Genomic DNA, 24,516 nt, shown 5'->3' with positions numbered 1-24,516 from the left:
GTAAGGTAATATGAGTACTAAGTAGGATTGCGTATGAATTGTTTGTTTTGCAATATCGAGACAGAAGAGAAGATTGAGAAGGATAATATAGTCATTATTGCACATAGTGAATGTTTGAAAGATCGTAAGAAACAGTTAAGGACTAGGGATTATGTGAAGTGCTTGCTGTATGAGAATGAACTACGTAGGTTAGGGTAATGTGAATTTGGTATCCCTCCTCTTGAGGCCTGGCTAATAGCTGGGCTTCTTTTTAATTATAAGGTGGTGAATGACATGGGAAGAGGTCCGACAATCTCTGATGAATTGAAAGAGCAGATAAAAACTGCTTTAGCTTCGAACACTAATGTGCGCGAAATAGCTAGACAATTCAAGGTTGCGCCGTCTTCTGTCATGAAGATTCGTGATGAAAAGCCAGATGAATTCGAACAGTTACGAACAGATAAAAGACAGGAAATGATCGACAAAATTTGGGAAACATTACAGGATGCAGCTGAGCTAGGACACTCAATGATACGAGATGCTAAGTTAGGTAAACGTGAGATACCACTAAATCAGATATCCACGTACTACGGTACTCTATACGATAAACGTGCTCTTATGCTTGGTGAATCCACGGCTAACACAACTACGACAGTTAAGTTAGAAGGTGATCTTGATCTATGGTCCAACTAACACTGAAAGGTCATCCGAACGATAGGCAGAAGGAATTCTTCTTATCTACCACACGCCACATTGGATATGGTGGAGCTCGTGGTGGTGGTAAGTCATGGGCCATGCGTAGGAAGTTCGTATTGCTTGCATTGAAGTATCCAGGACTTAGGCTGCTTTTGCTACGTCGTACACTGCCAGAACTACGTGAGAACCACGTATTGCCTCTCCTAAGCGAGCTAAAGGGATTGGCTAAGTATAAGGATGATGATAAGTCATTCACATTCCCTAATGGGTCGCGTATGAAGCTAGGGTATTGCGACACTGATCGTGACGTGTACCAGTATCAAGGCCAAGAGTATGATGTGATAGGACTTGAAGAGGCTACTCACTTTACTGAGTTCATGAGAGATTTCTTTGAGACTTCTAACCGTTCTACGCGTACAGACTTCAAACCTAGGATGTACTATACTTCAAATCCTGGTGGTATAGGTCATGCATGGTTCAAGAGGTTGTTTATAGATCGTGAGTACAGAGGTAAAGAGAAAACTGATAACTATACATTTATACCAGCTAAGGTATATGACAATCACGCACTTATGAATAGTAATCCTGAATATGTTGATACCCTAGAAAGCCTTCCTGATGATCAGAGAGAGGCTTTTTTACATGGGAATTGGGATGTGTTTGCTGGACAGTATTTCCGTGATTGGCGTAGAGATACACATACAGTTGAACCATTCGCAATACCAAGTCATTGGTTAAGGTTCGTAAGTATTGACTATGGTTTCAATGATCCATGTGCTATTTACTGGCACGCTGTCAATGACAGAAGGATCTACACATATAGAGAAATGTATGTTACGCAAATGAATGCTTCAGACATAGCAAAGAAGATCAAGGAACTATCAGGCAGGGAAACTATTGAGTACACAGTTGCAAGTCCCGATATGTGGCATAAACGAGGTACGGCGTACAGTAAGGACGGGGAAGTAAAAGGGGAGTCTATTGCTGAAATATTCATGGACAATGATGTGTGGTTAGAACGAGCTGACAATGATCGTTTGCTTGGATGGACACGCATGAGAGAGTACATGAAGATACAGCCAGATGGACAGCCGCTATGGGTGATATTCAACACATGTTCGAACCTTATACGTACGTTACCTCAGTTGATTCATGATGATAAACGTGTGGAAGATGTGTCAGATGGGTTAGAGGATCACGCCGCTGAATCATGCAGATACGGTTTAATGAGTCGTCCTGCAGCTGTACAAGGTATATCGGCACCACAACCACCGACGACATCAAAGTCAGTTGATTCACCTTTCTCAAAGAATGACAATGGCATATGGGTTCATGAGAGTGAAGTTGTAAGGGATGACGATGATGACTGGTTTAAAAAAGCCGGGTGGTGATGTGGTGTGGCTAGACTCGTACTCAAGTTTCAGTGTACTGATGGGTTAATGGTACTTGTACGCTCAACTGAGATATACGCCATATGGGAAGATCCTGACGATGGATTCACAGTTATCACACTAAGTAATGGACAGAACTACTTGGTTACTGCATCACTAGACACAGTAGAGAGTTCCATTAAGCGCATCACCATCAAGTACAGTCCAGAAGATCCATTAATGATTATACCGTTTGTGTAGGGTGGTGTAGGAATGGCTGGAGAGTTCTTCAAGAATGGGCAGATCAGTGTGCGAGTGAAGCTAGTTGATCCTGACTTCAGTGGACCAGTACCTATTGAGGTAGATGGAACACTTACCATTGACCAGATAACAGGTGTTGTGCATATCGAGGTAGACAATCCGATAGACATTGCGTCTATACCAAACCTGACAGTTGTAGGCATGCCAAACTTGACTATATCTGCACTACCGAATCTTAACATTGCCAGCATGCCTAGTATCACCATAGCGGACATAGTTAACCTGAACATAGATAGCTTACCAGTACTTACAGGTACGTTTACAGTGAGTACGGCAGTAACAGGGCTAACGTATACGATGAATCAAGTTAATGTGTCCAACGTGTCTGTGTCCGTATTGGCAGCTAATGCTAATCGCAAGCAACTTGTCTTGCGTAATCAACACTTGAGTGGGGATGTTTACTTCTTCTTTGGTACACCAGCCACATTGACGAATGGCATGTTGTTGCAGAATGGTGAATCATTCAAGCAACCTGATGCTGATGGATTTGTGTACAAGGGTGCTATAACAGCAATAAGTGCAAATGCTACTGCTAAACCATTGCTTTACATGGAGGGCGTATGATTAATCAGCCTCAGCAGGTCAGCAATGTGATGAGTAACTTTGCAGGTACTGTGTCAGGTAGGCCAAGGAAGATATATGCAGGTACAGCAGTGACAGATGGTGCAGGGATAGCAACCTTCTACGTGACACAAGACGGTACATCCACTGGCGTACCATTCATGAGCACGATAGAGGGTTTCTGGTCATCTACACTTAGTACTGCAGGCGTTGTAAACGTAGCAGACGTAATCAACTATGATATAGGATCGAACTTCGTTAGAGCGCGTTCTAGGCAGTTTAACGGGGCGTTAGTAATACTAGGACTATCCGTACTAGCAGTACCAACATTCGCAACAGGAGTAACAATATCATTCTTGGTATGGGGAGATTAGCATGTTAAATGCACTCATAAGTATTACATTATGTGCCGGGCTATTCGCTGCGGCTTTTTATGCTGCTCACTACGTTGTTCAGTTACGCCATATGCGTGATAACTTACAACATGATGTAGCAGAGTCGAAGATTGTCATACAGGCCATGGAAGACCGTATAGAACAGTTAGAGTTTGAACGTGATGATAGGTTGACTAAGTTCGAACATAAAGTGAGTGAACCATCATCCACTACAGGATGGAATGCATTCGAGGTTAGGAGGTGAGATGATTGGCAGATAAATCCGTTGACGTGATTGAGGAAGCTAGCGAGATAAAGGAAAGTGGACCGTATCAGACTGGTGATGAGTGGGAACTGGCCCAACGGGTACAAACACTATTCCGTGCAGCATTCGATGCTAAGAATCAGTTAGGACTCGTTGATCTGTGGAGATCATGTGATGATTATAAGCATAATAGGCAGAATCCAAAGCAGAGTGAAGAACATCCAGGTAGTGTAACGAACATTATCCATCCTAACATCGAAAGCCAGATTGCTGATTTAGTGGACAAGCCTTACTCCGTGGCAGTTAAGGGATGGGAGCCATCAGATGATATGTTTGCAGAACAGACAGCTAACTTGATGGACTTCATTATGTTTAGGAATCGTATGAAGCAGAAGTTAAACTTGGCTGAACATGACCGTTTAGAGCTTGGTACCGCGATTATTAAAGTGTGGTTTGATGATGATGAACTAGAAGGACGAGGATTGCCAAGGTTTGAGCCTGTTAGCCCGGCTAACTTCTTTCCAGATCCTAAGCTTCCGTCAGGACATCTCATACAAGAATCTGAGTTCCTTATACATGCAGTACCTAAGCCATTATCGTGGTTTCGTGAGCGATTCAAAGAGCGTGGTAAGTACGTAACAAGAGAAGTAGAGGTACCATATAATCCAGAAGCTACATTCACGGATGCCATGACGGATGAAGTGGAAACAGTAACGAGTGAAAAAGCATTACTGCTTGAGTGTTACATGAAAGATAGAGACGGGAAAATGTATTGTGTGTCTGTGGCTAATAGTATCGTACTAGAGGATAGTCGGAAGGTATTGAAGGGCAAGAAACTTCAACGCCGTAACCACTATCCTTTTGTTATGATCCCTTGTTACCCGCAGCGCGGTACAGCTTGGGGCATGGGTGATGTAGAACTACTAATGCCTACACAGGACTTGATCAATGAGTTAGACGATCAGGTACGTATGAATGCTCGTATGATGGGTAATCCGCAAGTAGTAATTGGAATGGGTGCAGGACGTGGCTTTGACTTCCGTAAATGGACGAATAAAGCAGGTCTCAGAGTTCCTATGCGTGACCAGAACGCGTTTAAGGTTGTGGAAGGTAGACAAGTATCACCTGATGTAATAAACAGGCGAGAGAAGGCATTCCAAGAGGCTGACTTGATCAGTGGTAGACCAGATGTGAACCGAGGACAGCAACCAGGAGCAGTAACAGCTGCATCTGCAATCTTGGCCTTACAACAAGCAGGTCAAAAGGGTGTTGTGCATAAGGCTGAGATGTTCAAAGAAGGTTGGTCCGATGTGCTAGAGCTACTCTTTGATGAGGTTTTAGAACATTGGGATGAGGAAATGTGGATTCGCGTAGATGGTGATAAGCCTGATTGGAAGTTTGTTAATCCTAAGCAGTTACGTGCAGTGCCTAGAATGATTCCAAATGCATTGTTTGGCATATTACCTGAGCAAGAAGCTATGGTAAATCTGCAGGATGAGACAGGAAAAGAGATTACAAGGGATGCACAGTTTGATTTGCGTCTTGATATGGGTAATGGATTCCCGAATGATAAGGCGTTCGCTTTCCAAATGTTCTTGGATATCTCGAAGATTTCCTATCCTGATGGTCCATTGATTGGTAGGGATGAAATGAGAGACTTCCTACGTAACAATGTGGGTATTCCACTGAAAGAAAATAACAGTAGGGGACAGCAAGAAATGTTGCAACAACAGATGATGATGGGTCAACCACCACCACAACCCGGTATGCAGCCTGAAATGTCTGCTCCACCACCTATGCAACCAGCAATGGTAGATCCAATGAACCAACAAGTACAAGCAATGAGTAATATGATGCCGAGTTAGAGGTGAAATGTATGGCACATCGTGAGATGACAGTCGATGAAGAACAGTTTTACACGCATGCACTAACGAATCACAAGTCAGATAGTGCTGTAGTAGCGTTTCTAAAGAACCAAGCGAAGTCAGGACAGGACTTACAACGACAAGCAGGTCATCTTCCTGTAACAGTCTGTTGCGAGGTTGTAGGCCTGTATCATAACAATGGTGTAATGTGCTGTAACTGTGGCAGATGGTCGCCTAGAGCGGCGTCCTATAAGCTGAAGGATCACATTAAGAGTGGGTTATACCGCTAAAAGGAGGTGATAACATGCCAACAAAAGGTAAAAGTGTAGGTCCTGGTGGTAGATCAACGCCGATGAAGTCATATCCTTACAAGTCTCATGGTCCAGGTGGTCCAGCTAACAGTAATGTGAGTACAACAACTAACCGTGGTTATGAGAAAGGTCGCACAGAGGGTTTGCGTACGAACTACAAACAAACTGCTAATGGTGCTAATAGCATGGCTGGTAGAAGCAATAGCCCTTTCAATTCCAGCACAACCTAACTGAGACCGAAAGGTCTCTTTTTCATTTGATGAAGAGCGTAGGAGGTGGTCTATTATGGCTGTTACCTTTACATTATTCGCAGGTGGAACTATAGACATAAGTGTTAATGATATCTACGACATTATCCGCAATGCTACTTTTTCAGTGCTTACAACACGTAGTCACGGGTCGTTCGCGATCGTTTTATCATAGATTCATCTGAACAGCAGATTGACGCGAGGGAATAGACCTTGATGGGCATGACAATTAGTGGGATGCCACCACTTACAATAGGAGGATTTACGATGACAAGAGACGAGTATCAAGCAGCAAAAGCCGCAGGACAAACGGGCATGATTCCACAAGAGACGGATGCCGCGCCTCAACAAGAACAACAAGTAATTGAGCAAGAAGAACATATCGAGTATGAACCACTTGGAAACGGTTTAGATGAACCTTATCCTCAAGAGGATGAGAAGGAAACGCCGATTGGTAATGGTTATGATGACGTTCCTGCTGAGCAAAAGACAGCGTTTCAGAAGGCTTTAGAACGTGAGCAAAAAAAGATTAGGGAGAAAGCTGAGAAAGAAGTCAGGGAATCCGTAGAACGTGAGTATTCGTCCTACAAAAAAGCCTTTGATGAGCTTGGTACAACTCCTGATCAACTGTTGGAAGCTGCTCAACGTTCTCGAGAGGAACAGCAAGCCAAAGAGATTGGATATGCCAATGGTTGGGATGAAGATCAAACCAAATGGTACTTGGAGAATCAGCGTAAAGATCGCGAACTGCAAGACTTGAAAATCTCTGTGAAGATCAATGACATGGCTGATTCACCAGAATACACGGGAATTAAAGCTATGAAACCGCAATTAACCGCGTTTATGCGTGAGAATCCACGTATGTCTGTTGAACAGGCTTATTGGGCGCTTGGTGGTAAAGCACGTATTGAACAAGCTTCGAGAGAGGCTGAACAGCGTGCGATTGCCAAACGTAGCGAGCAGAAACGTACAGTGGTAAGTGATGCGAACGTAGTTACACAACCAGGTGTACAGTTAACTAGCCAAGATGCAAGAGATGCTAAACGTCTTAATATGAGCGAAGCACAAGCTAAAAACTTACTTAAGGCCGATCAACAAGGGGCTTTCAAAAGCTTAAAAGAATTCCGAGAATGGAAATCCAAACAAAAAGCGAGGTAATTTATTATGGCAATCACGCCGCGTTATGTACGAAATTTAGATGGTAGCAACGATCCAGTAACAATCAAGGCATTAATTGGTGCCAGCCAAACAATCAATGAGGGTGACATGCTTCAGGTTGATATTGCCACTGGCCTTCTAGTTGTAGCAGTAGCTGCTTCTACAACAATCATTGGTGTAGCTGCTAAGCCAATTACAACTGGTGTATCACCGACAGCACAAGATAACATTCCAGTCAATCTCATGAATGTAAAAGGTGGTATCTTCCGTTTGCCTGTAACTGGTGGTCCTGTAACACAATTGTCTGTCATGTCATCGACATTGTATGACATCTCCAATAAAACAACGCTTAACTTTGCAGATACAACTGGCGGTATGTTCCGTATCGTAGCGTTCAACAACACACTTGGCACAGCCGATGTGACGCTTGTTACTGGCGTATCCTAAAACCTTGAAGGCGGTGGCGATATGGCAGCCCGATTTCTAACACGTATAGACGGGCGAAACGCACCAGTTCAAATACCATTTCAAGTTGGTCTAAGTCAGACTATCAATATTGGTGACATGGTGCAGATTGACCCCGTTACAAAGTATCTTATTCTCGCTACAACTGATTCTACAACATTAGTTGGCGCTGCAGCTCAGGCCATCACTACGGGACCTGTCATCGATCCAGCGGCTGTTATTCCAGTGAGAATGTTCTATGATTCATTATTCCGTATCGATTACTCAACAGCTGGCGTAAAAACTAGCTTTGATAACACTGATCGATACATCACAAAGTTCAACTTACTTAACGAAGAGCAGATTGACCCAGACAATATTGTCGATGGGCAATTTGTTGTTTTTGCTTTCGATAATATCAACTTTACTGTTGATTGCTACTGCTCAATTAATCTACTAAAACGAAGCGACTAAGGAGTGATTTTCCATGCCAATGAATACAGGTAATTTTGGGAATTTATACGAAAGACGGATTGACGAGGCTTTTTTCGAAGGTTGGGATGAAACTCCAGAACAATATTCCCGTACCTACCGCGATATTGACGCTGTAACGAATAACCGTACGAAACAAATCATTGCAGGTACTGGCGCTTGGGAGAAATCAGGCGAGAACGTGAATCCAACAGAACAACGTTTCAAACTAGGGCCATTGGTATTCACGCAGTTCGACATCTTCAAATCAGAAGTCATCATGTCCAAAGAGCAAATCAATGATGAACTATGGGATGAAGTTGTCAACATGTCAAAAGATAGCGGTCATGGTGGACGTCAAACGGTAGAGGATGTTGCAGCACTATACTTCGAGGAAATGTTCACCAATGCCCTTTCAACAGGTTATGATGGACTGTCTACTTTTAACGATGCTCACCCTAACTTTGGTGACAACGGCGGCACACAGGACAACTTAACAACTGGTGCATTGACGGATGGTAACTTGAAAACAGCAATCATCTTGTTCCGTAAACAAAAGGACGAGAACGGGAAGAAAATTTCCTCAATCCCTAACAAGCTTACTGTACCGCAATCTTTGCAATTTACCGCTGCTACAATTCTCCAATCTGCGCTACAAGCTGGCGTAGCGTTGAATGATAAAAACGTATTGCCTAACATGGAGCTGGTAGTCAACGACTATTGGGATCTGTACACTCAAACGTCTTGGATTCTTTCTGGTCCTCAGCACCAGTTGCAAATGATTTGGAGAAACCGTCCTGAGTTCAACAAGTACCCAGTGATGAACAAAAACGGTTCCCAATCTTGGTTGGGTTATGCACGCTTCCAGCCGAGAGCGGAAAATTGGAGGCAACTCGTAGGTTCCAGAGGTTAATAAATAGAGAGCAGGTGTTCATTTTGGCTGGAACATACGGCAAACCAGATTATGTACCACCTTCAGGCCCAGTTGATTTCGAAAAGCTCTACATTGGTGGAGTTGAGATCAAGGCTGGCGGTAGTGGTAAAGTGATGAACAATGTTAAAGCATTGGACATTAAGAAGGAATTAGACGTAGTTACTGTAGCTAAGACGTTGAATTCTTTGTTGTACGAGCTTAAACAAGCAGGATTAATGAGTGAAAAGTAATTAAACGAGCAGGGAGTGTAAAAGCTTCCTGCTTTTTTTATATGTGGAGGTCAATTGTGGGACATTTCGAAGGAATTACACCAGAACAACGTTGGAAAAATGATGTTTTAGAAGAGCTACAAGCGATTAGAAAGATATTAGAACGACAAGAACCCACACAAGTTGGATCAGATAAAAAAGAAGATAAGCCCCGTATGGGTAGACCGCCATTAAAGAGGTGATTAATCGTGTTAATTGTTAACCAATCCGCATTTGACGTATTCACAGCAACACCTTCTAATACGACTACATTCGCTCAACCAGCACGAGGCTTCTATATCGGAGATGGTGCAGTGCAGGACGTTGCTATTCGCACTCAGGGTGGTCAAGACGTGACTTTAGTAAGTCTAGAACCGGGTATCATACATTGGTTCGCATGCAAGCAGATTAGAGCAACAGGCACGAGCGCAACAGATATCAAGATCGTGTACTAGGAGGGTAGTCATGGAAATTATTAATCAATCTGCATTCGATGTTCTCCCTGTCACACCATCTAATACAACAGTTTTCAATGAACCTGCGCGAGGTTTTATTGTTAGTGATGCTTCGCAAGCTGATGTTGAAATACAAACGTTAGGTGGACAAAACGTTACTTTAGCTAACTTAAAAACGGGTGTGATTCACTGGTTTTCATGTAAACAGATTCGCACAGGAACAACAGCAAGCAACATATTCATTGTGAAGTAGGTGAGTTCATGCCAACAGTAAGTGAAATCGTATCAGGACAAATAGGAAATACATTGTCGGCCATCAGGAATTGGCGGGGTGCAATTTATAATGTAAAAGAATACGGAGCTAAAGGGAATGGAGTTATATCAGACCAAACCTTTATTTCCGATGCAATCGATGATGCTCTTGCAGCTGGTGGAGGAATAATTTTTTTTCCTGCGGGAACATACTTGATGTCTGGAAACATAATTTTCCCAAGTAATGTAACTGCGTGGTTCGCCAGTGGAGCAAAACTTAGTTTGAATAACTTAGTGACGGCAACATTTAACGGGTACATTGATGCAGGATATTACCAAATTTTCAGTGGACTAGGAACAACGATTTTGAGTAGTATGCGCAATGAATCAGCACATGTTGAATGGTGGGGGGCACTAGGTGATGGTGTCACCAATGATTCTCCAGCTTTTCAAAAGGCGATAAATGAGGCAAATGTTATTAAGTTTAGACCCGTTGTATACTTCATAGGAACAACCGTTATCGTTCCACAATTTAGAGATTTACAATGGTTCGGATCAGGTTTCAGAGTAACAATATTTAAAATTGCTAACAACATTATTGGTTTTAATTATCTAAGAAACAGCGCCTTCGGTGGCACAACATGGACGTTAAAAGATGTACAGATTGTCGAAAATATGCTGAGTAAGACAAGCATAGGAATTAGTTTTAAGGGTATTCTTGGATTCCATGATAACTGGATCAATATCACAGACTACACTGTAGCTGGATTTCAAATAGGTTTCGACCTTGGATTCTGTGGAAATGCCAGGTTTACGAGCGGAGTTGCTCAAGCAAATGATGTTTGTTACTTTCTGAATAGAGACACATCATTCATTTGGTTTGATAAATGTTTTAATTTAGATAATAACTATTTCATTTACGCTGATGATCCAACTCCTGATGGTCTTAGTAATGGGATTTTTATAAACAAATGCACAAGTGTTTTTGCGGCGAAAATAGATATAAGAATTGTTGGTTGGCAAACAATCTTCATAACAGATGGAGGTTACGACCTCGGAGGAACGGCAACCTTCCAAGATTCATCAATGTTTTTTGGTAAATGTACAGAAGTGACAATAACGAATATTTGGATAGCTAGTAACATTGTACTTTCTCCAAATCGTGAAGGTATTGAACTTAGCGATACACACACGGTTAGCATTAAAGGATGCTCTATTGTAAACAATGTAGCAGGTATTAAAGCATTAGGTAATGCATCATTCAGTACCGGAATGGTCATTGATGGTAATAAATTTGAAAACAACACGACGAATGACATTGTTTTTCTCGCAAACATAACAGGTTCTAAAATCGTAAACAACCATTCGAGGAGTCTCCCGAGCAGGACAGGGACAAATTTCGAGATTTATGTAAATACTCCTGGAACTGATTACAACGTGATTAAAATGAACACATTTAGAGGAACGACATTCCCAATCCCAAGTGGGGTAAACTCAATTATTAATGAAAACATATTCGGGATTGGCTTCTAAAATAATTAGTTAGCTTTGTAAAAGAGGTGATCCAATGCCAACGAGACAACAAATACTAAATGATGTGAATTTGAGGTATAGGAATACATTCACGACAGATCAAAAGAATGTATGGGCCAATGAAGAGGAACTAGAATTATTTGAAGTATTTGAAATAGATGCACCTCCATACGCATTTACAACTGTAGCTGGAGAGGAATTATATCCGATTCCGCAAGAAGTAGACATTGATAAAATAAAAGTTGTTACTTACCAGATGACAGATTCAGCATTACCGCCTCCACCTGTATTTAGAGAGGTACGTTTCAAGCGTAACGATGACAATGAGTTTGTAGGGCAAGCTGATTTATGGTACACCATTATAAGTGATGCGTTTTATTTTAATATCCCAGGTGGTTCTTTAGATGACCGGGTTATTTATATTTACCATGATAAAGACCCGCAAGAATGGAATACATCTAACTTATCTTCATCACCTGACACACCAACAAGATACCAAGAAATTCTTAAACTAGGTATATTGAAGAGAATATGTGCTGCGAGGAAAGATGCGCAAATGCAGTCCAACTATGATGCAGAGTATGAACAAAAAATTAACGAACTCATGTGGAGAATGAAAATGTCAGAACCAGAATTCATAACTCCAGTAGACTTTATGCCTTCCAGTCCGCGTTTGTACCGAGGAACAAATTGGGGGAGATGGCCTACTACTTCACCATAAATATGTTATAATATTGAGTGAGGGATAGTCCGGCCAGACGAAATCACAGAACTCTACTGTGTTTCCCTTATTTCCAATAATAGAGAACACTAAGAGGGTGTTGAAATGTCGACTTATAATTTTATCGATTTAACAGGTATGACTTTCGGAAGATTAACTGTTATTAAATTAACAGATAAAAGATCCACATGGTTATGTAAGTGTATATGTGGTGAAGAAAAATATATTTTAGGAAACAATTTGAGAAGAGGTTTAACTAAATCTTGTGGATGTCTTAGGAAAGAAAACTCTTCAGAATTACACGTTACTCATGGGAAAACAAAAATAAAAAGAAGTTCAGAATATAATACGTGGACAAATATGATACAGCGGTGTACAAATCCTAAATACACTAGTTATATTGACTATGGTGGAAGAGGTATAACGGTTTGCAAAAGGTGGGAGGATTTCGAAACCTTTTTTGAAGATATGGGAAAGAAACCAACATCTAATCACTCATTGGATAGAACTAACGTCGATGGAAATTATGAACCAAATAATTGCAAATGGGCAACTTTGGAAGAACAAGCGAGAAACAAACGTTTTATCAGAAATAAAACGGGATATAGGGGAGTTTATTACCACCGTAAAAAAAGAATATGGCAGGCGAGCATAAGAGTTGAAGGAAAAAATATTAGTCTAGGGTATTTTAAAAATCCTGAAGAAGCTTCAAAAGCTAGAATGGATGGGGAAATAAAATACTGGGGTAAGCCATCCTAATGGATGGCTTTTTTATTTGGGGGTGATTAATATTGCACAGTGGAGAGCATTGCCAAGTAATTTACAAAGAAGAGCTGTAAATGATTTTAAAGATGGAGTAGATCAATCAACCAGTTCATTTTATACTAGTGAAAATTCAATGACATCTGGATATGGTTGGGATTTTGATATATTTCCTGGTTTGGCCACAAGAAAAGGCCGTACAAACTATGGTACTAGTGGTGGTGCGATTACAAGGCTACTCGCTAACTTCGGTAACACTCACCTAGTGCGTGGAGTAGGAACTCAGCTCGAGTATAACAGCGCAGGAACTACTTGGACTAACATAGGTGGTACATGGGCCAATGCTGATTGGGATTACACGAATTTCGATATTATGGGTCCTGCACTAATACTCGTTAATGGTGTTAACCCTTCAAAGTACTGGACAGGATCCACACTCATTGATATTCCACAGATGCCAGTGTGTAAGTACGTGGCTTCAGATAACCGAAGAGTATATACGGCAAACAAGGCGGGTGACTTAGATACCGTCTTTTTTTGTGCCTTCCAAAACGCATTGGATTGGACAACTCTTGAAAATAGTGGATTTGTACAGTATTACACAGCTAATGGTGGACCTATTACGGGGTTACACGCTTTCCAGGGCCAAATATGGATATTCAAGCGTGATAGTTACGCTATATTGTTCCACACAGGTGATTCACGTGCTACACACCGTCTCGTAGAAGGATCTAATGACATCGGATGTGTGCAGTACAGGACTATTGTAGAGGTAGATGAGCTACTTATATGGCTAGGTGCAGATGATGTCTATGTAGGCGCTGGTGGAGCTGCTAAAGCTATAGGGCAACCAATAAGAGGTGTGCTTCAGAATATTAACTTTGCTGCTATTGAAAATGCATGTGCATGGACAGATGATCATCGTTATTACCTATGCGTTCCTACAGGAGCGAATACACAGCCTGACACTGAGCTTGTATATGATACGCGGTACCGTAAATGGCATATCCGTAACATTGCATTAGGTGGTCTGAGATACGCGGCTGTACTTAATAGTGGACCATTCGCAGGAGACGCGTCAGGACAAACATTTAAGCTCCAAGATGGCTACACCGATGCAGGAGCAACAATTAACTGGCAAGTCACTACACGCCCTTACTATGATGGTGTGATGGAGGCTGAAAAGGAATTGTATGAGATGCATATACAAGGATTGATCAACACGGGTACAAGCTTAACTGTCCATGTAAGTCCTGAAGCTGAACGTGATGATGCATGGTTGTTAATTGATACACAGAATACAACGGCAGCAGACAATGTCACACAGAATAGGAACTTAATTGTTCCACTTGATGTGGTGCCGTTAACGAACTTCTATAGATACCGCTTAACAGGTACAGCACTTGTAGAGATTCAGCAAGTACAAAGATATTCAAGGATTCAACCAGTTCAACATTAGGAGGATTACAATGCCTATCCCTAATATTAACCAACTTCCACCGGATCCTTCGTTTGGTGATGTGGCTAATCGCGTAAATCGACTCGTGCAAGAAATTACCCAACTCATGCTCTCGCTAGATAGTATTAACGTGACTTCGTTATCAGCTGGTACAGTAATAGTTTATGACTTAGATGGTGGACCGGGGACAATTACGTTGACTAAGGATGGAATGGTCATCAACAACGGTACAACCAATACTTTCACCGTGGATATTAACGGTAATGTCGTTATGACATCTGCTCTTGTTCGTTCATCAGCGGGATTCCCAAAAGTAGAATTGAACTCAGGTTCGAATCTACTTGGAGCATATCAGACGGCAAATGAATCGATCAGAATTAATCCGAACAGTTCCAGTGGAGATCCTGAAATTGTATTTTTCCACGGAGGATCGACTAAGGGGATTTTTAAATACCTATCACCAGATATATTACTGATTACTCCGACAGGTGCGGCAAGTATAACATTAAGCTCTGGAGTAACATTGAATTTAGGTGCAACAAATCTAGTAAATATAGATTGCGCGGCATTACGAATAAATGGACAACTAGGTCAAAGTGGAACTGTATATGTGTCGGCCACTCCCGGAGGCGTTGCAAATGTGCCAATTAACTTCACCGACGGCATACGCACCCCTTAACAAAATACTAAATGTGCCTTATACTGGTGGAAAATGGTAGAGGATGGGTATTCGTGAAAAAATTCATATTAGGTTTTTTAGTAGGAGTCTCAATTACCGCGGCTGGATCTGTTTATGCTGATGAGGGATTACAGAAGATTGAAGCTTATCTAAGACCATCATTACCAGTAACTATGAACGGTACGGCAGTGAAACTATATAATCCACCTGTTATGGTAGATGGCAGCACTTATCTAAAACTTCGTGACGTAGCCGCTGTGACAGGGATTACCGTTAACTGGAATGAAACAACTCAGACCGTTGAATTGAACAACAAAGGAGTCAATGATGTGCCTCAAACCACTACAGAACCAACTCAAATAAATGATGATTTAGTAAATAAAATAGATGATTTGAAGAGGAAGATTAGAATTGCTCAGGCTAACATTGATATTTTCAATTCTGAAATAAAGGGAAATCCATCTTTGAAATCACAGTATCAAGCAACAATTGATGAATTAACATCTAAGATATCATTGTATGAAGAACAATTAACTGAACTACAAAAGTAAGCACCTTCGGGTGCTTTTTTAGTTGACTCTCATTCCTCTTTGGTGTAATATTGGTGTATATCTTACATCAAAGGAGGAAGAAATGCGTAGAACGTCAATAACTGTTCCACCTGAAATTGATAAAATTGTGGAAGAGTACCAAAAGAAAAATGGAATTACGACATGGGTTGCAGCATTGTACGAGTTAGCACGAAAAGGAAATGAAGCAAGTAAATAAAAAACCGCTCCCATCGTAGTCTGGCAGGACTAGGGAACGGTTAAACTTTCGGGCAATGCCCTAACTAGATTATACACCAAAGATATGCATCAACGCTAGGATGTTGCCTCCAAAATCAGGAGGATAACAATGGAAACTTTAATGGGATTTTTAGAAAATAGTATTAAAAAGAGAATCGACTACTTGAACGAAACTGTAGATCGTTCACCAGAATTCGTTGATATGATAATCGAAAACGAAGAAAAGTTTCAATTATTGATAAATGTTATCCCTTATGAGTATAGAGAAGTGCTCTTAGGTATATATTCTAACTTTTGCGCTCAAATTGCTGATGCCGAGGATGTTTACTATCGTAAAGGTTTCTCCGATGGTATGCAATTACAGCAAGAGATAAATGGACTTGGAGGGAGGAAATGAAACATAAATATGAAATTAAGGGAGATATTTCAATTATCTACCTTGAATCTAAGGATGTTACTCACGAAGTTTTGATTGATACTGAGGACTTAGAAAAAGTAAAAATATATAGGTGGAATATTAATTCTAAAGGTAAAAATAATAGAACTTTATATGTTTCTGCTTACAAAAAAGAAAACAGAAAAAACGTTTTCATAACAAATTTACACAGATATATTATGGGTTTGGAAAAAGGAAATAAACTTGTAGTTGATCATATTAATCATAATGGTCTAGACAATAGAAAAGAAAACTTGCGTATTGTTACTGTTGCAGAGAATGCTCAAAATCTTATATCTGGAAAGAGAGGAAGTAGGACAGGAGTAAGAGGTTTAAGTTGGAGTAAGTCTTTGAAAATGTGGCAAGTGCGAATTCATATAAATAAAAAATTACATCACTTTGGTTATTTTCATGATTATGATGAGGCACAAAAACTGGCTGAAACTGCGTATTCCAAACTAATGCCTTATTCAAAAAATAGTAACCCTGATGTAGTAGAAGAAAATTTTCTTAATGAAATTATTAAACTGAAAAGAAAAACTCCAAAAAGAAACAACAAGAGCGGTGTCAGGGGAGTTAGCTTTGTTACTGCAAAAAAAATGTGGAAAGCAGAACTTCAAATTAATAAGAAACGTTTCCAATTTGGGCTTTTCGAAAGGTTAGAGGATGCTAAAAAGGTAATTGATGCTATTAATAATGGTGAAGATCCACACAATTTTATAAAATTAAACTAATTATAATAAGTCGCCAATAGGCGGCCTTTTTTTATTGAAGGAGGGAAAAAATAATTATGAATGACGCGTACACAACTCCTATTAGAGCATCGCTAATGCAAAAAGACCCTACTTTAAAGTTTGAAGATATTACTTTCGATCCTAATAACCAGAATGTTTCTGTGAGAGGGAAGTACTTTACTACTTCTCCGCGCAACTACTCAGGCACGACCTACACTAGCCCTACACAGTTCGAGAATGATTGGCAAAAGTTCTCCCAACCTACACAACCGGTTCAACCAGTAACACAACCTACACAACAACCTAGTCAAATCAATTATAACAATCAGTTTAACGATATTTTTAAGCAACTACAGCAACAAATAACAGGGCCGCAACAACCTACAAACGTGTACAATACTCCTCAGTATCAAGCGTACGCCGCGCAATCAGCACGTAGGCAGAATGAGGGGATACGTTCAGCGCAAGAGGCGCTAGGGTCATCAGGGTTCGGTAGATCGTCAACACTAGGCGAACGTGCAGGACGTATTGCAGGTGATGAGCAACAATTCCTTGAAACGCAAGTAGTTCCTCAGATCCTAGCACAACAGGAATCGCAGAAACAGCAGCAGTTGCAGAACTTAATGGGGCTATTACAACCATTGTTCCAGCAACAACAATTTGGCGAACAGACAGCACAAAATCGTGCTCAGTTAACTGGATCATTTATCCCACCTGAAGCACAGTCTGCTATCGATCAGATTCTAGGATTGAAACGCCAGGCAGAGCAACAAGGAGTAACACAGGACCAATTGGCAGGATATCGTAGTCAAGCTGATACATTGCGTAGTCAGTTACAAAGATTGGGTATCGATCCTAACTTTATTAGTGCTGATGTAACATCAACAGATGTAAATACACCTGCAGGATTACAGACACTTGAAGCTAGACAATTGGATCGTAGAAACTTTGAATCTGACCGTCAATATGAGTTCGCTAAAGGCCAGCAAGAATGGGAAAACAATCTTAAACAAGATCAGTTCAATGAAAATAAAGCTCAGCAAGCGTGGGAGAATGCTTTTAAAGATAAAGATTTCCTCCAAAGCGTGAACGATGCTGCAGCATCAAGAGGATTGCAGTGGGCCAGCTTAGATCAGAGATCAAAAGAGTTCGTAGCAGATCAAGCTTTCCGTGAGAAGCAATTTGAGTTCGAGAAGGAACAAGCATTAAATAAAGCTCAAACACCAAATAAGAATGAATTAGAAGCTGACTACGTTTCAGGTTTTGATGGACTTACACCTGATATGCGTAAAAAAGCTTTCGCAGAAAATAAAGCAGCAATAATAAAAGATCTTGGTAAATCAGGTTATGACGCCCTGTATAAATCTTATTTCGATGAAGATGGAGATCCTAGATAGGGGTGAATTGAATGCCAATTGATTTCGGTAAATACGGTGGTACCAGTTCATCCAGTAAAAATAAAAAGGATAAGTCTAGTGTTAGTGTAGATTTTTCTAAATATCAAGGATCACCGTCCAGTACATCTGCATTCGATAGACCTGTACGTCCGACTCAGATCGAAAATACACCATCCAGAAGGCCTATAAATGGACCTGTAGAAATGGATGAATCACCTGCAATGGATATTGAAACAAGGGCAAGAAATATTCCTGTGCTTGGAACAATTCTAAAAGGATTGGATGTTGCAGGAGAGAAAATTGAACCTGTTGCTAACGTATTACGATCATTTTATCTTCCAGGTGCAGGCGTTGCTAATCTTGGTGGTCTTACTGGAGCAGCAGATAGTCTTGTTGCTAAAGCCCTACCTAAACTTTCATCTTCAACTATAGGTCGTATTGGTCAGAAAGCAGCGAGTGAAGCAATTGTAGGAGCTCCATTAGGCGCTGCACAGCAACAGGTTGTTAATCCAGAATCAAGTACTGGTGAATTGCTAAAAGGAGCAGCATTTGGTGCTGGTGGCGGTGCTCTTTTAGGTGGTTTAGGTAAAACTGGATTAGAAGCACTACGTTTCGGTAGAGATTCCGCTGAATCCTTAGCTCAAAATGCTATTAGAAACGTAGCAGAGAACAAAAGGACAGTGACATCACCGTTTGTTGATGGATCACCTACTAACCCAATAGCGCAAGGATACACAAAAAATGTGGGTAAAACTTTTACTAATGAGCCTCTGATATATGAAGAACCTCCTGTAACGCGAGCACAACCATTGGAACAACCGCGAGGTTTCGCTGAAACATTAAGGGAATCTGATAAAACACCTAGTGAATTCAAAGATAAATTAAAATCATTGTACACGCCTATCACGAATGAAGAAACTGTGTTGAAAGCAAATGATAGAATAAAGAATAATATTGAAGAAGCAACATCATTTGTCTTAGGAAAAGATCGTTTCAGTGCTGAGAAAGCCGCTACGGCACAACGTTTGATCGATCATTATAATGGTCAAGGTAACTATCAACGTGCCGTTGACATTGCTGATAAAGTGGCTGAAGAAGCTACAAATGCAGGTCAATCGATACAAGCATTATCATTGTTTAATAGGCTTACACCAGAAGGTGTGTTGATTAGAGCTCAACGTATTGCTCGGAAAACCAATGAGTCTCTACCTGTTGGTGCTCAAGAAGTTAAAGTAACTACTGAAGTAGCAAAAAATATCACGGATTTAGCTACCGTTACTCAAAAAATGACAGGCGTAAAAGATTTAGCTAATGATGTTTTTAATATTCTCGAACGCGCTAAGACTGGCGAGAAATTGAGTGAAACAGAAACATCCGTGTTGAAGAGATTTGTACAGGAATCAAAAAAGTTCATACAGGAGACGAGTAGGAAACCGAAGCCACCACGTGCTCCACAACCTATTAAAGATACTCGTGTTCGTGACAACGTAATTTCATTCTTGGAACAGAAAGAAAAAGAAGCCATAGAAAGACGTAATGGCAGACGAAATAGATTTAACTCTACTCCACTAGATGAATGGGCAGATATGGCTATCATTGGTGCAGCTAAGTTAGCTCGTGGAACAGTGAAATTTGCGGACTGGTCTGAACAAATGGTGCGTGATCTTGGTGAAGATATTAGGCCGCAACTTGCTAACTTGTATGAGAGAGCTCGTGAAGCATTTGAACAAACATCCAAGAAAGTTACTACTCAAACGATTGATAAAGCTGAAAAGTTGACTGAAAAAGTTATCAAGGATAAAAACTTATCTGAAGATGAAGCAGATTCCCTAAGAAACTTAGCTAAAAATGTATCTTCGTTGTCTGGAGATGAGAAGCGACTTGCTTCGCAGGATCTTCAAGTCATACTCAAAGGGTTAGATCAGCCTTCGGTACTTAAGAAAATAAGCAGCGCACAGACACAAGCGCAACTGTTAAATCCTAAAACACAGGTCCGTAATGCTTTAGGTAATGAATTATTTTATCGAATTGAACGACTTAATAAATTGATCGCTACGCCTATCGATGTTGCCCGGTCAAAACTAACTGGTGGAGATCGTACAGTTACGTTTAAAACGAATAACCAGGGTGATTATTGGCAGAACTGGATGCGCGGATTAAAGGCAGGTTGGAAGGGTGCTAACGTTAACGGTTTAGAGACACAGTACGACCTTTCAAGCCCTGCATTTAGAAGTAAGTATAATCCGTTGACCTACACAGAGAAAGCCTTAGGCGCGGCATTAAAGTCGTTTGATACTGCTGCATATATGCGTGCTTATAACGATACATTGGGTGAGCAAGCTACACTTCGAGCGATTAATGAAGGTAAAGGCGCAGACAAACAATTGATTGAAAAATATATTCGTGAAGCAGACGATAACATTATCAATATTGCTAACGAATACGGTAAATACGCCACATTCCAAGATAATAATGCCATTTCAAAAGGATTAACTGCACTCAAAAAAGGTTTAAACGTAGGTAAAGAATTTGGTATCGGTGATTTGGTGCTGAAGTACCCGAAGACTCCAGGTGCATTGCTTATGCGAGCGCTAGAATACTCACCTGCGGGATTCGTTAGAAGCGCAGCCATTGCAGCTCGCCCATGGTTAAAGAAGGAAGTTAACACTGCTGAGGCAACACAGGCATTAAGCCGCGCAATCATCGGTACTTTCGGATTATCTGGACTTGGCTACTTCTTGATTGATAAAGGTGTGTTAACAGGCCAAGCAAGCAAGGATAAGGACGTACGTGATTTACAAAGATCTGCTGGTCAAGGACAGTATCAAGTTAACCTGTCAGCACTTGCTAGATTAGCGAAAAGTGGATTTGATCCTGCTGCAGCTAAAACGAGAGAGGGTGACCAATTGTATACGTATGATTGGGCTCAACCTGTTTCTGTTGCTGTATCTTTGGGTGCTAACATTAAAAAGAATATGAGTGAAGGTAAACAAAAACTATCTGGACTACCTGGAACAGCATACAACAGCTTAGAAGGAGGTTTGGGAACTCTTACTGAGCAATCCGTATTATCAGGTATCAAGAACGCCGCACAAGGTTACCCAGGGCAAACAGTAACAGATAAGATCATTGATATTCTTTCAACGATTCCTTCGTCATTCGTACCAACCGCAGCTAACCAAGCAAGACAGCTTGGAGATAATGCGAAAAGAGAAACATACTCACCTAATAAACTTGACCAATCTTTGAATCAGGCACGCGCAAAAATACCTGGACTAGCAGGGAATTTGCCGCAGCAGTTTGATACACTTGGAAGACCTAAAACAACTCAACAAAAAAATAGTCCGTTCAATGTTTTGTTCAACCCTGGTACATCAAGTAAGTACGAATTGTCTCCTGAAGCAAAATTGATCGTAGATTTGATCAATGAAAGTGGAGATGAATCAATTGCTCCACGTGTACCTGGTAAAACGATTACCGTTGATGGTCAAAGTGTCAAATTAAATGGTGACCAGTTCGCAAGGTTACAAGAATTACAGGGTGAAGAAACTAGAAAAGCAATAAGCAAAAAGGTAGGCACGACAGCTACATCTAAATCTTTAATCAAGCGCGTTGGAGATATTAATACAGAAGCTGGTGTAGCAGCTCGTAAACAACTCGTGAAAGAATACCCAGAATTAAAGCCACCAAAACAAGCCACTCGGTAACGGGTGGTTTTTTACTTTTATTAGGAGTGATGAAATTGATTGAAATGGACGAAAGCGAAGGGAATTTAGATAAACCAGTGAAATGGTGGGAGCTACTCGACAACACAGAAACGTTCATACGATTCCATTACAGTGACATTATGGAGCATGGTAGTGATGAACTAAAGAATGCTGTTGAGATTATTTTAGGTGGCCACAAACCAGGGGTATATACAAAGGAGGCATGAGGAGAGTGAAAAAATTTAATAAGCAACTGATCATCCCAATACTTACACTACTCGCGTTAATCGCGAAGCAAATGTTTCACATCGACATACCAGATGCAGCCATAGACTTGGGTGCTGATTTAATAATGGGTGCGATATCCCTTGCAGGTTTCTTTATCCACCCACATGTAACAGAGACAACACAGACAGGAGGCACGACCAATGGGGCTGCGGAACCTATCTATACCATCGAAAATAACAAGTAACTTCGGAAATGTACAATATCAAGATGTAACGGATTTATTGCCTAAGAACCCTAAAAAAACATGGGCACAGTTGGCTGGAGTAAGAGATATAAATAACCTGACTACGATAGGTCTACATCATGATGCCATTCCTAAATCAAAGAAATTAGGAAAAACTGATATGCAATTAATGTCTGAGATTGCGACTACACATATCAATAATACAGCTTATGACGATGATCCTAACATTCCAATTGGAGAGGGTGGAATACCATATCATATCTTTATTCGCAACGGACGCATTTACCAATGCAATGACCTACTAGACCGCATATACGGTATATCTAATAACAATGGTTATACAGTGCATATCGTTGTTTCAGGAGATTATTTCAATTATGATACACTTACCGATGGAGATCGTAATGCTCTTTATGCTGCTATTCTTATGGTTATTGATGTATTACCTAACTTCAAGGAAATTAAATCGCATGGAGAATTGAATCCAACTAACTGCCCGGGATATGACATAAACCGTGTGCGTAGTGACATTAAAAATATCCAGATGAAGATAGAGCGAGATAAGACGTTAGAAGCTCAAATAGAACGTTGCTTCGCTGTAAAGAATCAAGCTACGTATATGTACAACCTAGCCCAGCAGAGTGACGGAGACGGTGCGTGGGCAAGATCGTGGTTAGACTCCGTACATTCCATCATGAAAAGCCAAGGATTGCTATAATACGACTAAGGTTCCTATTATTCCTCAAAGGCATAAATTATGCTTGCGTAGAAGTATTACGCGAGGTGATAACGTGCTAAAAAATCGACTAAAGGACATACGCCACGATAAACGAATGAACCAAACAGAATTCGCAGCCTACCTTAGTATCACCCAGCACCAGTACAACCGATACGAGAACAATAAGCAGGCTCCTACATTAGAAGGTGCTCTGCTAATCAGTCAACGTTTGTCTATGCCTGTAGAGCATATATTTTACCTAGACAGTAATATTAATGCTTCAGAGGCATAAAATTAACCATAACCCAAAAGGGAGATGGTATCATGAAATTCAACACAGGTAAAAACGATTGGTCGGATCCCGCAGCATGGATCGTCGTAGTCGGTGGCGTACTCTTATGTATCGGATGGTTTATGCTATGGCTGTAAAAATATCATTAGCTCTGCAGCGTATCGGTGAGCTCCACTTACTGAGTAAAAAACGTAGCTTAACATTTAATGAGATAGTTGAGCTAAATCACTGTCTGAGTGCCAATAGTGATTACTGGCTACGCATGGCCTATCTCGAGAATTGGAGTCTTCTCCACTACATGATCGATGATTTCGACGCAGTGCAAACCGTATGCCAAGAAATCGAGAGAATGAAAGAAAGCCTTCACTATTAAGTGAGGGCTTCTTTTACTTCAATCAATTCTATTGTATCTCCACAATCCATTAAAGGAAATTCACTGTCACAATGCTCTTGAATAAATGAGGACCTATTGCAGTCACATGAGAAGTTACCTTCTGTCCAAATATAATCACCGTGGAATTCTAGGTCGTTAGTAAATTCGTACTCTGTATCACTAAACTTGAACTTAACATATGTACCCATCATATCCGATCCTTATATACACTATAAAATTTCAAAGCTCGTTCAACTTCTTCTTTACTAGGTGTATGAGCTTCTTTCCAATCCAAAGCTTGTGCAGGATCTAATGACTTAACAAAATGTTTAGTACGTATTGCATGCACATCAGAATTATATTGCATAGTAAGTTCGGTTGCAGATAATATCCGTTCTTCCATCGTATCCGTCTCCTTTTATATTCCTTACTTCTATTATACAATAAAAATAAAAGGTTGTGTTATTTTGCGTAGTATACAAACATCAGCAGA

The 24,516-nt window shown here is 40.7% G+C and carries 33 protein-coding genes; 32 read left to right on the top strand and 1 reads right to left on the bottom strand.

Translation table 11 applies throughout. The annotated features are described in order from the left end of the window. Window positions 1–273: 273 nt before the first annotated feature. From J2736_RS33110 to J2736_RS34380, 32 genes are all read left to right on the top strand, one after another. Window positions 274–672, top strand: coding sequence for a hypothetical protein (locus J2736_RS33110; RefSeq protein WP_310502783.1), 399 nt, complete (start codon window positions 274–276; stop codon window positions 670–672). After that, the gene (locus tag J2736_RS33105; RefSeq protein WP_310502782.1) at window positions 660–2,066 is read left to right on the top strand and encodes a phage terminase large subunit; all 1,407 of its coding nucleotides are present in this window, start codon (window positions 660–662) and stop codon (window positions 2,064–2,066) included. The genes J2736_RS33110 and J2736_RS33105 overlap by 13 nt, the downstream gene beginning before the upstream one ends. A 6-nt stretch (window positions 2,067–2,072) precedes the next feature. Further along, window positions 2,073–2,306, top strand: a complete 234-nt coding sequence (locus J2736_RS33100) for a hypothetical protein (protein WP_310502781.1) — start codon at window positions 2,073–2,075, stop codon at window positions 2,304–2,306. 12 nt (window positions 2,307–2,318) lie between these two features. Next, window positions 2,319–2,930 (top strand): hypothetical protein, encoded by a 612-nt coding sequence (locus J2736_RS33095; protein ID WP_310502780.1) that lies wholly within the window; start codon window positions 2,319–2,321, stop codon window positions 2,928–2,930. Further along, a complete protein-coding gene (locus J2736_RS33090; RefSeq protein WP_310502779.1) occupies window positions 2,927–3,301 on the top strand; it encodes a hypothetical protein in 375 nt (124 codons plus the stop codon). The genes J2736_RS33095 and J2736_RS33090 overlap by 4 nt, the downstream gene beginning before the upstream one ends. A 270-nt stretch (window positions 3,302–3,571) precedes the next feature. Continuing rightward, window positions 3,572–5,431 (top strand): portal protein, encoded by a 1,860-nt coding sequence (locus tag J2736_RS33085; protein WP_310502778.1) that lies wholly within the window; start codon window positions 3,572–3,574, stop codon window positions 5,429–5,431. An 11-nt stretch (window positions 5,432–5,442) separates the two neighbouring features. Then, the gene (locus J2736_RS33080; protein ID WP_310502777.1) at window positions 5,443–5,721 is read left to right on the top strand and encodes a hypothetical protein; all 279 of its coding nucleotides are present in this window, start codon (window positions 5,443–5,445) and stop codon (window positions 5,719–5,721) included. Between the two features lie 14 nt (window positions 5,722–5,735). Then, on the top strand, window positions 5,736–5,972 hold the full coding sequence (locus J2736_RS33075; protein WP_310502776.1) for a hypothetical protein: 237 nt from the start codon (window positions 5,736–5,738) through the stop codon (window positions 5,970–5,972). A gap of 285 nt (window positions 5,973–6,257) precedes the next feature. Next, complete coding sequence (locus J2736_RS33070) at window positions 6,258–7,148, top strand: hypothetical protein (RefSeq protein WP_310502775.1); 891 nt, start codon at window positions 6,258–6,260, stop codon at window positions 7,146–7,148. A gap of 6 nt (window positions 7,149–7,154) precedes the next feature. Further along, on the top strand, window positions 7,155–7,595 hold the full coding sequence (locus tag J2736_RS33065; RefSeq protein WP_310502774.1) for a hypothetical protein: 441 nt from the start codon (window positions 7,155–7,157) through the stop codon (window positions 7,593–7,595). Window positions 7,596–7,616: 21 nt separating this feature from the next. Next, window positions 7,617–8,066 (top strand): hypothetical protein, encoded by a 450-nt coding sequence (locus J2736_RS33060; protein ID WP_310502773.1) that lies wholly within the window; start codon window positions 7,617–7,619, stop codon window positions 8,064–8,066. A gap of 13 nt (window positions 8,067–8,079) precedes the next feature. After that, window positions 8,080–8,976, top strand: coding sequence for a Mu-like prophage major head subunit gpT family protein (locus tag J2736_RS33055; RefSeq protein WP_310502772.1), 897 nt, complete (start codon window positions 8,080–8,082; stop codon window positions 8,974–8,976). A gap of 23 nt (window positions 8,977–8,999) precedes the next feature. Continuing rightward, complete coding sequence (locus J2736_RS33050) at window positions 9,000–9,227, top strand: hypothetical protein (RefSeq protein WP_310502771.1); 228 nt, start codon at window positions 9,000–9,002, stop codon at window positions 9,225–9,227. Between the two features lie 56 nt (window positions 9,228–9,283). Then, entirely contained in the window at window positions 9,284–9,448 is a 165-nt protein-coding gene (locus J2736_RS33045) for a hypothetical protein (protein ID WP_310502770.1), read from the top strand. A 6-nt stretch (window positions 9,449–9,454) separates the two neighbouring features. Further along, a complete protein-coding gene (locus tag J2736_RS33040) occupies window positions 9,455–9,700 on the top strand; it encodes a spike base protein, RCAP_Rcc01079 family (protein ID WP_310502769.1) in 246 nt (81 codons plus the stop codon). Window positions 9,701–9,710: 10 nt separating this feature from the next. Continuing rightward, window positions 9,711–9,953 carry a spike base protein, RCAP_Rcc01079 family gene (locus J2736_RS33035; RefSeq protein WP_310502768.1) on the top strand — a complete coding sequence of 81 codons (243 nt, stop codon included), beginning with the start codon at window positions 9,711–9,713 and terminating at the stop codon, window positions 9,951–9,953. A gap of 8 nt (window positions 9,954–9,961) precedes the next feature. Further along, on the top strand, window positions 9,962–11,485 hold the full coding sequence (locus J2736_RS33030; protein WP_310502767.1) for a glycosyl hydrolase family 28-related protein: 1,524 nt from the start codon (window positions 9,962–9,964) through the stop codon (window positions 11,483–11,485). A 34-nt stretch (window positions 11,486–11,519) separates the two neighbouring features. Next, window positions 11,520–12,206, top strand: coding sequence for a phage adaptor protein (locus tag J2736_RS33025; protein ID WP_310502766.1), 687 nt, complete (start codon window positions 11,520–11,522; stop codon window positions 12,204–12,206). Window positions 12,207–12,311: 105 nt separating this feature from the next. Continuing rightward, a complete protein-coding gene (locus J2736_RS33020; RefSeq protein ID WP_310502765.1) occupies window positions 12,312–12,965 on the top strand; it encodes an AP2 domain-containing protein in 654 nt (217 codons plus the stop codon). A 181-nt stretch (window positions 12,966–13,146) separates the two neighbouring features. Then, window positions 13,147–14,427 carry a hypothetical protein gene (locus tag J2736_RS33015; protein WP_310502764.1) on the top strand — a complete coding sequence of 427 codons (1,281 nt, stop codon included), beginning with the start codon at window positions 13,147–13,149 and terminating at the stop codon, window positions 14,425–14,427. Window positions 14,428–14,437: 10 nt separating this feature from the next. Then, entirely contained in the window at window positions 14,438–15,106 is a 669-nt protein-coding gene (locus tag J2736_RS33010) for a hypothetical protein (RefSeq protein WP_310502763.1), read from the top strand. Between the two features lie 53 nt (window positions 15,107–15,159). Then, window positions 15,160–15,657 (top strand): stalk domain-containing protein, encoded by a 498-nt coding sequence (locus tag J2736_RS33005; RefSeq protein ID WP_310502762.1) that lies wholly within the window; start codon window positions 15,160–15,162, stop codon window positions 15,655–15,657. Window positions 15,658–15,739: 82 nt separating this feature from the next. Further along, window positions 15,740–15,874 carry a hypothetical protein gene (locus J2736_RS33000; RefSeq protein WP_310502761.1) on the top strand — a complete coding sequence of 45 codons (135 nt, stop codon included), beginning with the start codon at window positions 15,740–15,742 and terminating at the stop codon, window positions 15,872–15,874. A 129-nt stretch (window positions 15,875–16,003) separates the two neighbouring features. Then, window positions 16,004–16,291: a hypothetical protein gene (locus J2736_RS32995; protein WP_310502760.1), complete on the top strand. Its 288-nt coding sequence runs from the start codon at window positions 16,004–16,006 to the stop codon at window positions 16,289–16,291. Continuing rightward, the gene (locus J2736_RS32990; protein ID WP_310502759.1) at window positions 16,288–17,064 is read left to right on the top strand and encodes an HNH endonuclease; all 777 of its coding nucleotides are present in this window, start codon (window positions 16,288–16,290) and stop codon (window positions 17,062–17,064) included. Before J2736_RS32995 ends, J2736_RS32990 begins: the two co-directional genes overlap by 4 nt. Before the next feature lie 56 nt (window positions 17,065–17,120). Continuing rightward, window positions 17,121–18,461, top strand: a complete 1,341-nt coding sequence (locus J2736_RS32985; RefSeq protein WP_310502758.1) for a hypothetical protein — start codon at window positions 17,121–17,123, stop codon at window positions 18,459–18,461. An 11-nt stretch (window positions 18,462–18,472) separates the two neighbouring features. Then, window positions 18,473–22,168 (top strand): hypothetical protein, encoded by a 3,696-nt coding sequence (locus tag J2736_RS32980; RefSeq protein ID WP_310502757.1) that lies wholly within the window; start codon window positions 18,473–18,475, stop codon window positions 22,166–22,168. A 35-nt stretch (window positions 22,169–22,203) separates the two neighbouring features. Beyond that, on the top strand, window positions 22,204–22,395 hold the full coding sequence (locus J2736_RS32975; RefSeq protein WP_310502756.1) for a hypothetical protein: 192 nt from the start codon (window positions 22,204–22,206) through the stop codon (window positions 22,393–22,395). 5 nt (window positions 22,396–22,400) lie between these two features. Further along, a complete protein-coding gene (locus tag J2736_RS32970; protein ID WP_310502755.1) occupies window positions 22,401–22,640 on the top strand; it encodes a hypothetical protein in 240 nt (79 codons plus the stop codon). Then, entirely contained in the window at window positions 22,597–23,358 is a 762-nt protein-coding gene (locus J2736_RS32965; RefSeq protein WP_310502754.1) for a peptidoglycan recognition protein family protein, read from the top strand. The genes J2736_RS32970 and J2736_RS32965 overlap by 44 nt, the downstream gene beginning before the upstream one ends. A 73-nt stretch (window positions 23,359–23,431) precedes the next feature. Then, window positions 23,432–23,650, top strand: coding sequence for a helix-turn-helix transcriptional regulator (locus tag J2736_RS32960; RefSeq protein ID WP_310502753.1), 219 nt, complete (start codon window positions 23,432–23,434; stop codon window positions 23,648–23,650). 106 nt (window positions 23,651–23,756) lie between these two features. Beyond that, window positions 23,757–24,023 (top strand): DUF7667 family protein, encoded by a 267-nt coding sequence (locus J2736_RS34380; protein ID WP_463675863.1) that lies wholly within the window; start codon window positions 23,757–23,759, stop codon window positions 24,021–24,023. Between the two features lie 208 nt (window positions 24,024–24,231). Here J2736_RS34380 and J2736_RS32955 read toward each other — a convergent pair whose 3' ends face one another. Then, entirely contained in the window at window positions 24,232–24,426 is a 195-nt protein-coding gene (locus J2736_RS32955) for a hypothetical protein (protein WP_310502752.1), read from the bottom strand. Window positions 24,427–24,516 lie beyond the last annotated feature (90 nt).

The sequence above is a fragment of the Paenibacillus qinlingensis genome (assembly GCF_031455095.1).
Classification (GTDB): domain Bacteria; phylum Bacillota; class Bacilli; order Paenibacillales; family NBRC-103111; genus Paenibacillus_E; species Paenibacillus_E qinlingensis_A.
This window is presented reverse-complemented; position numbering and strand designations above follow the sequence as displayed.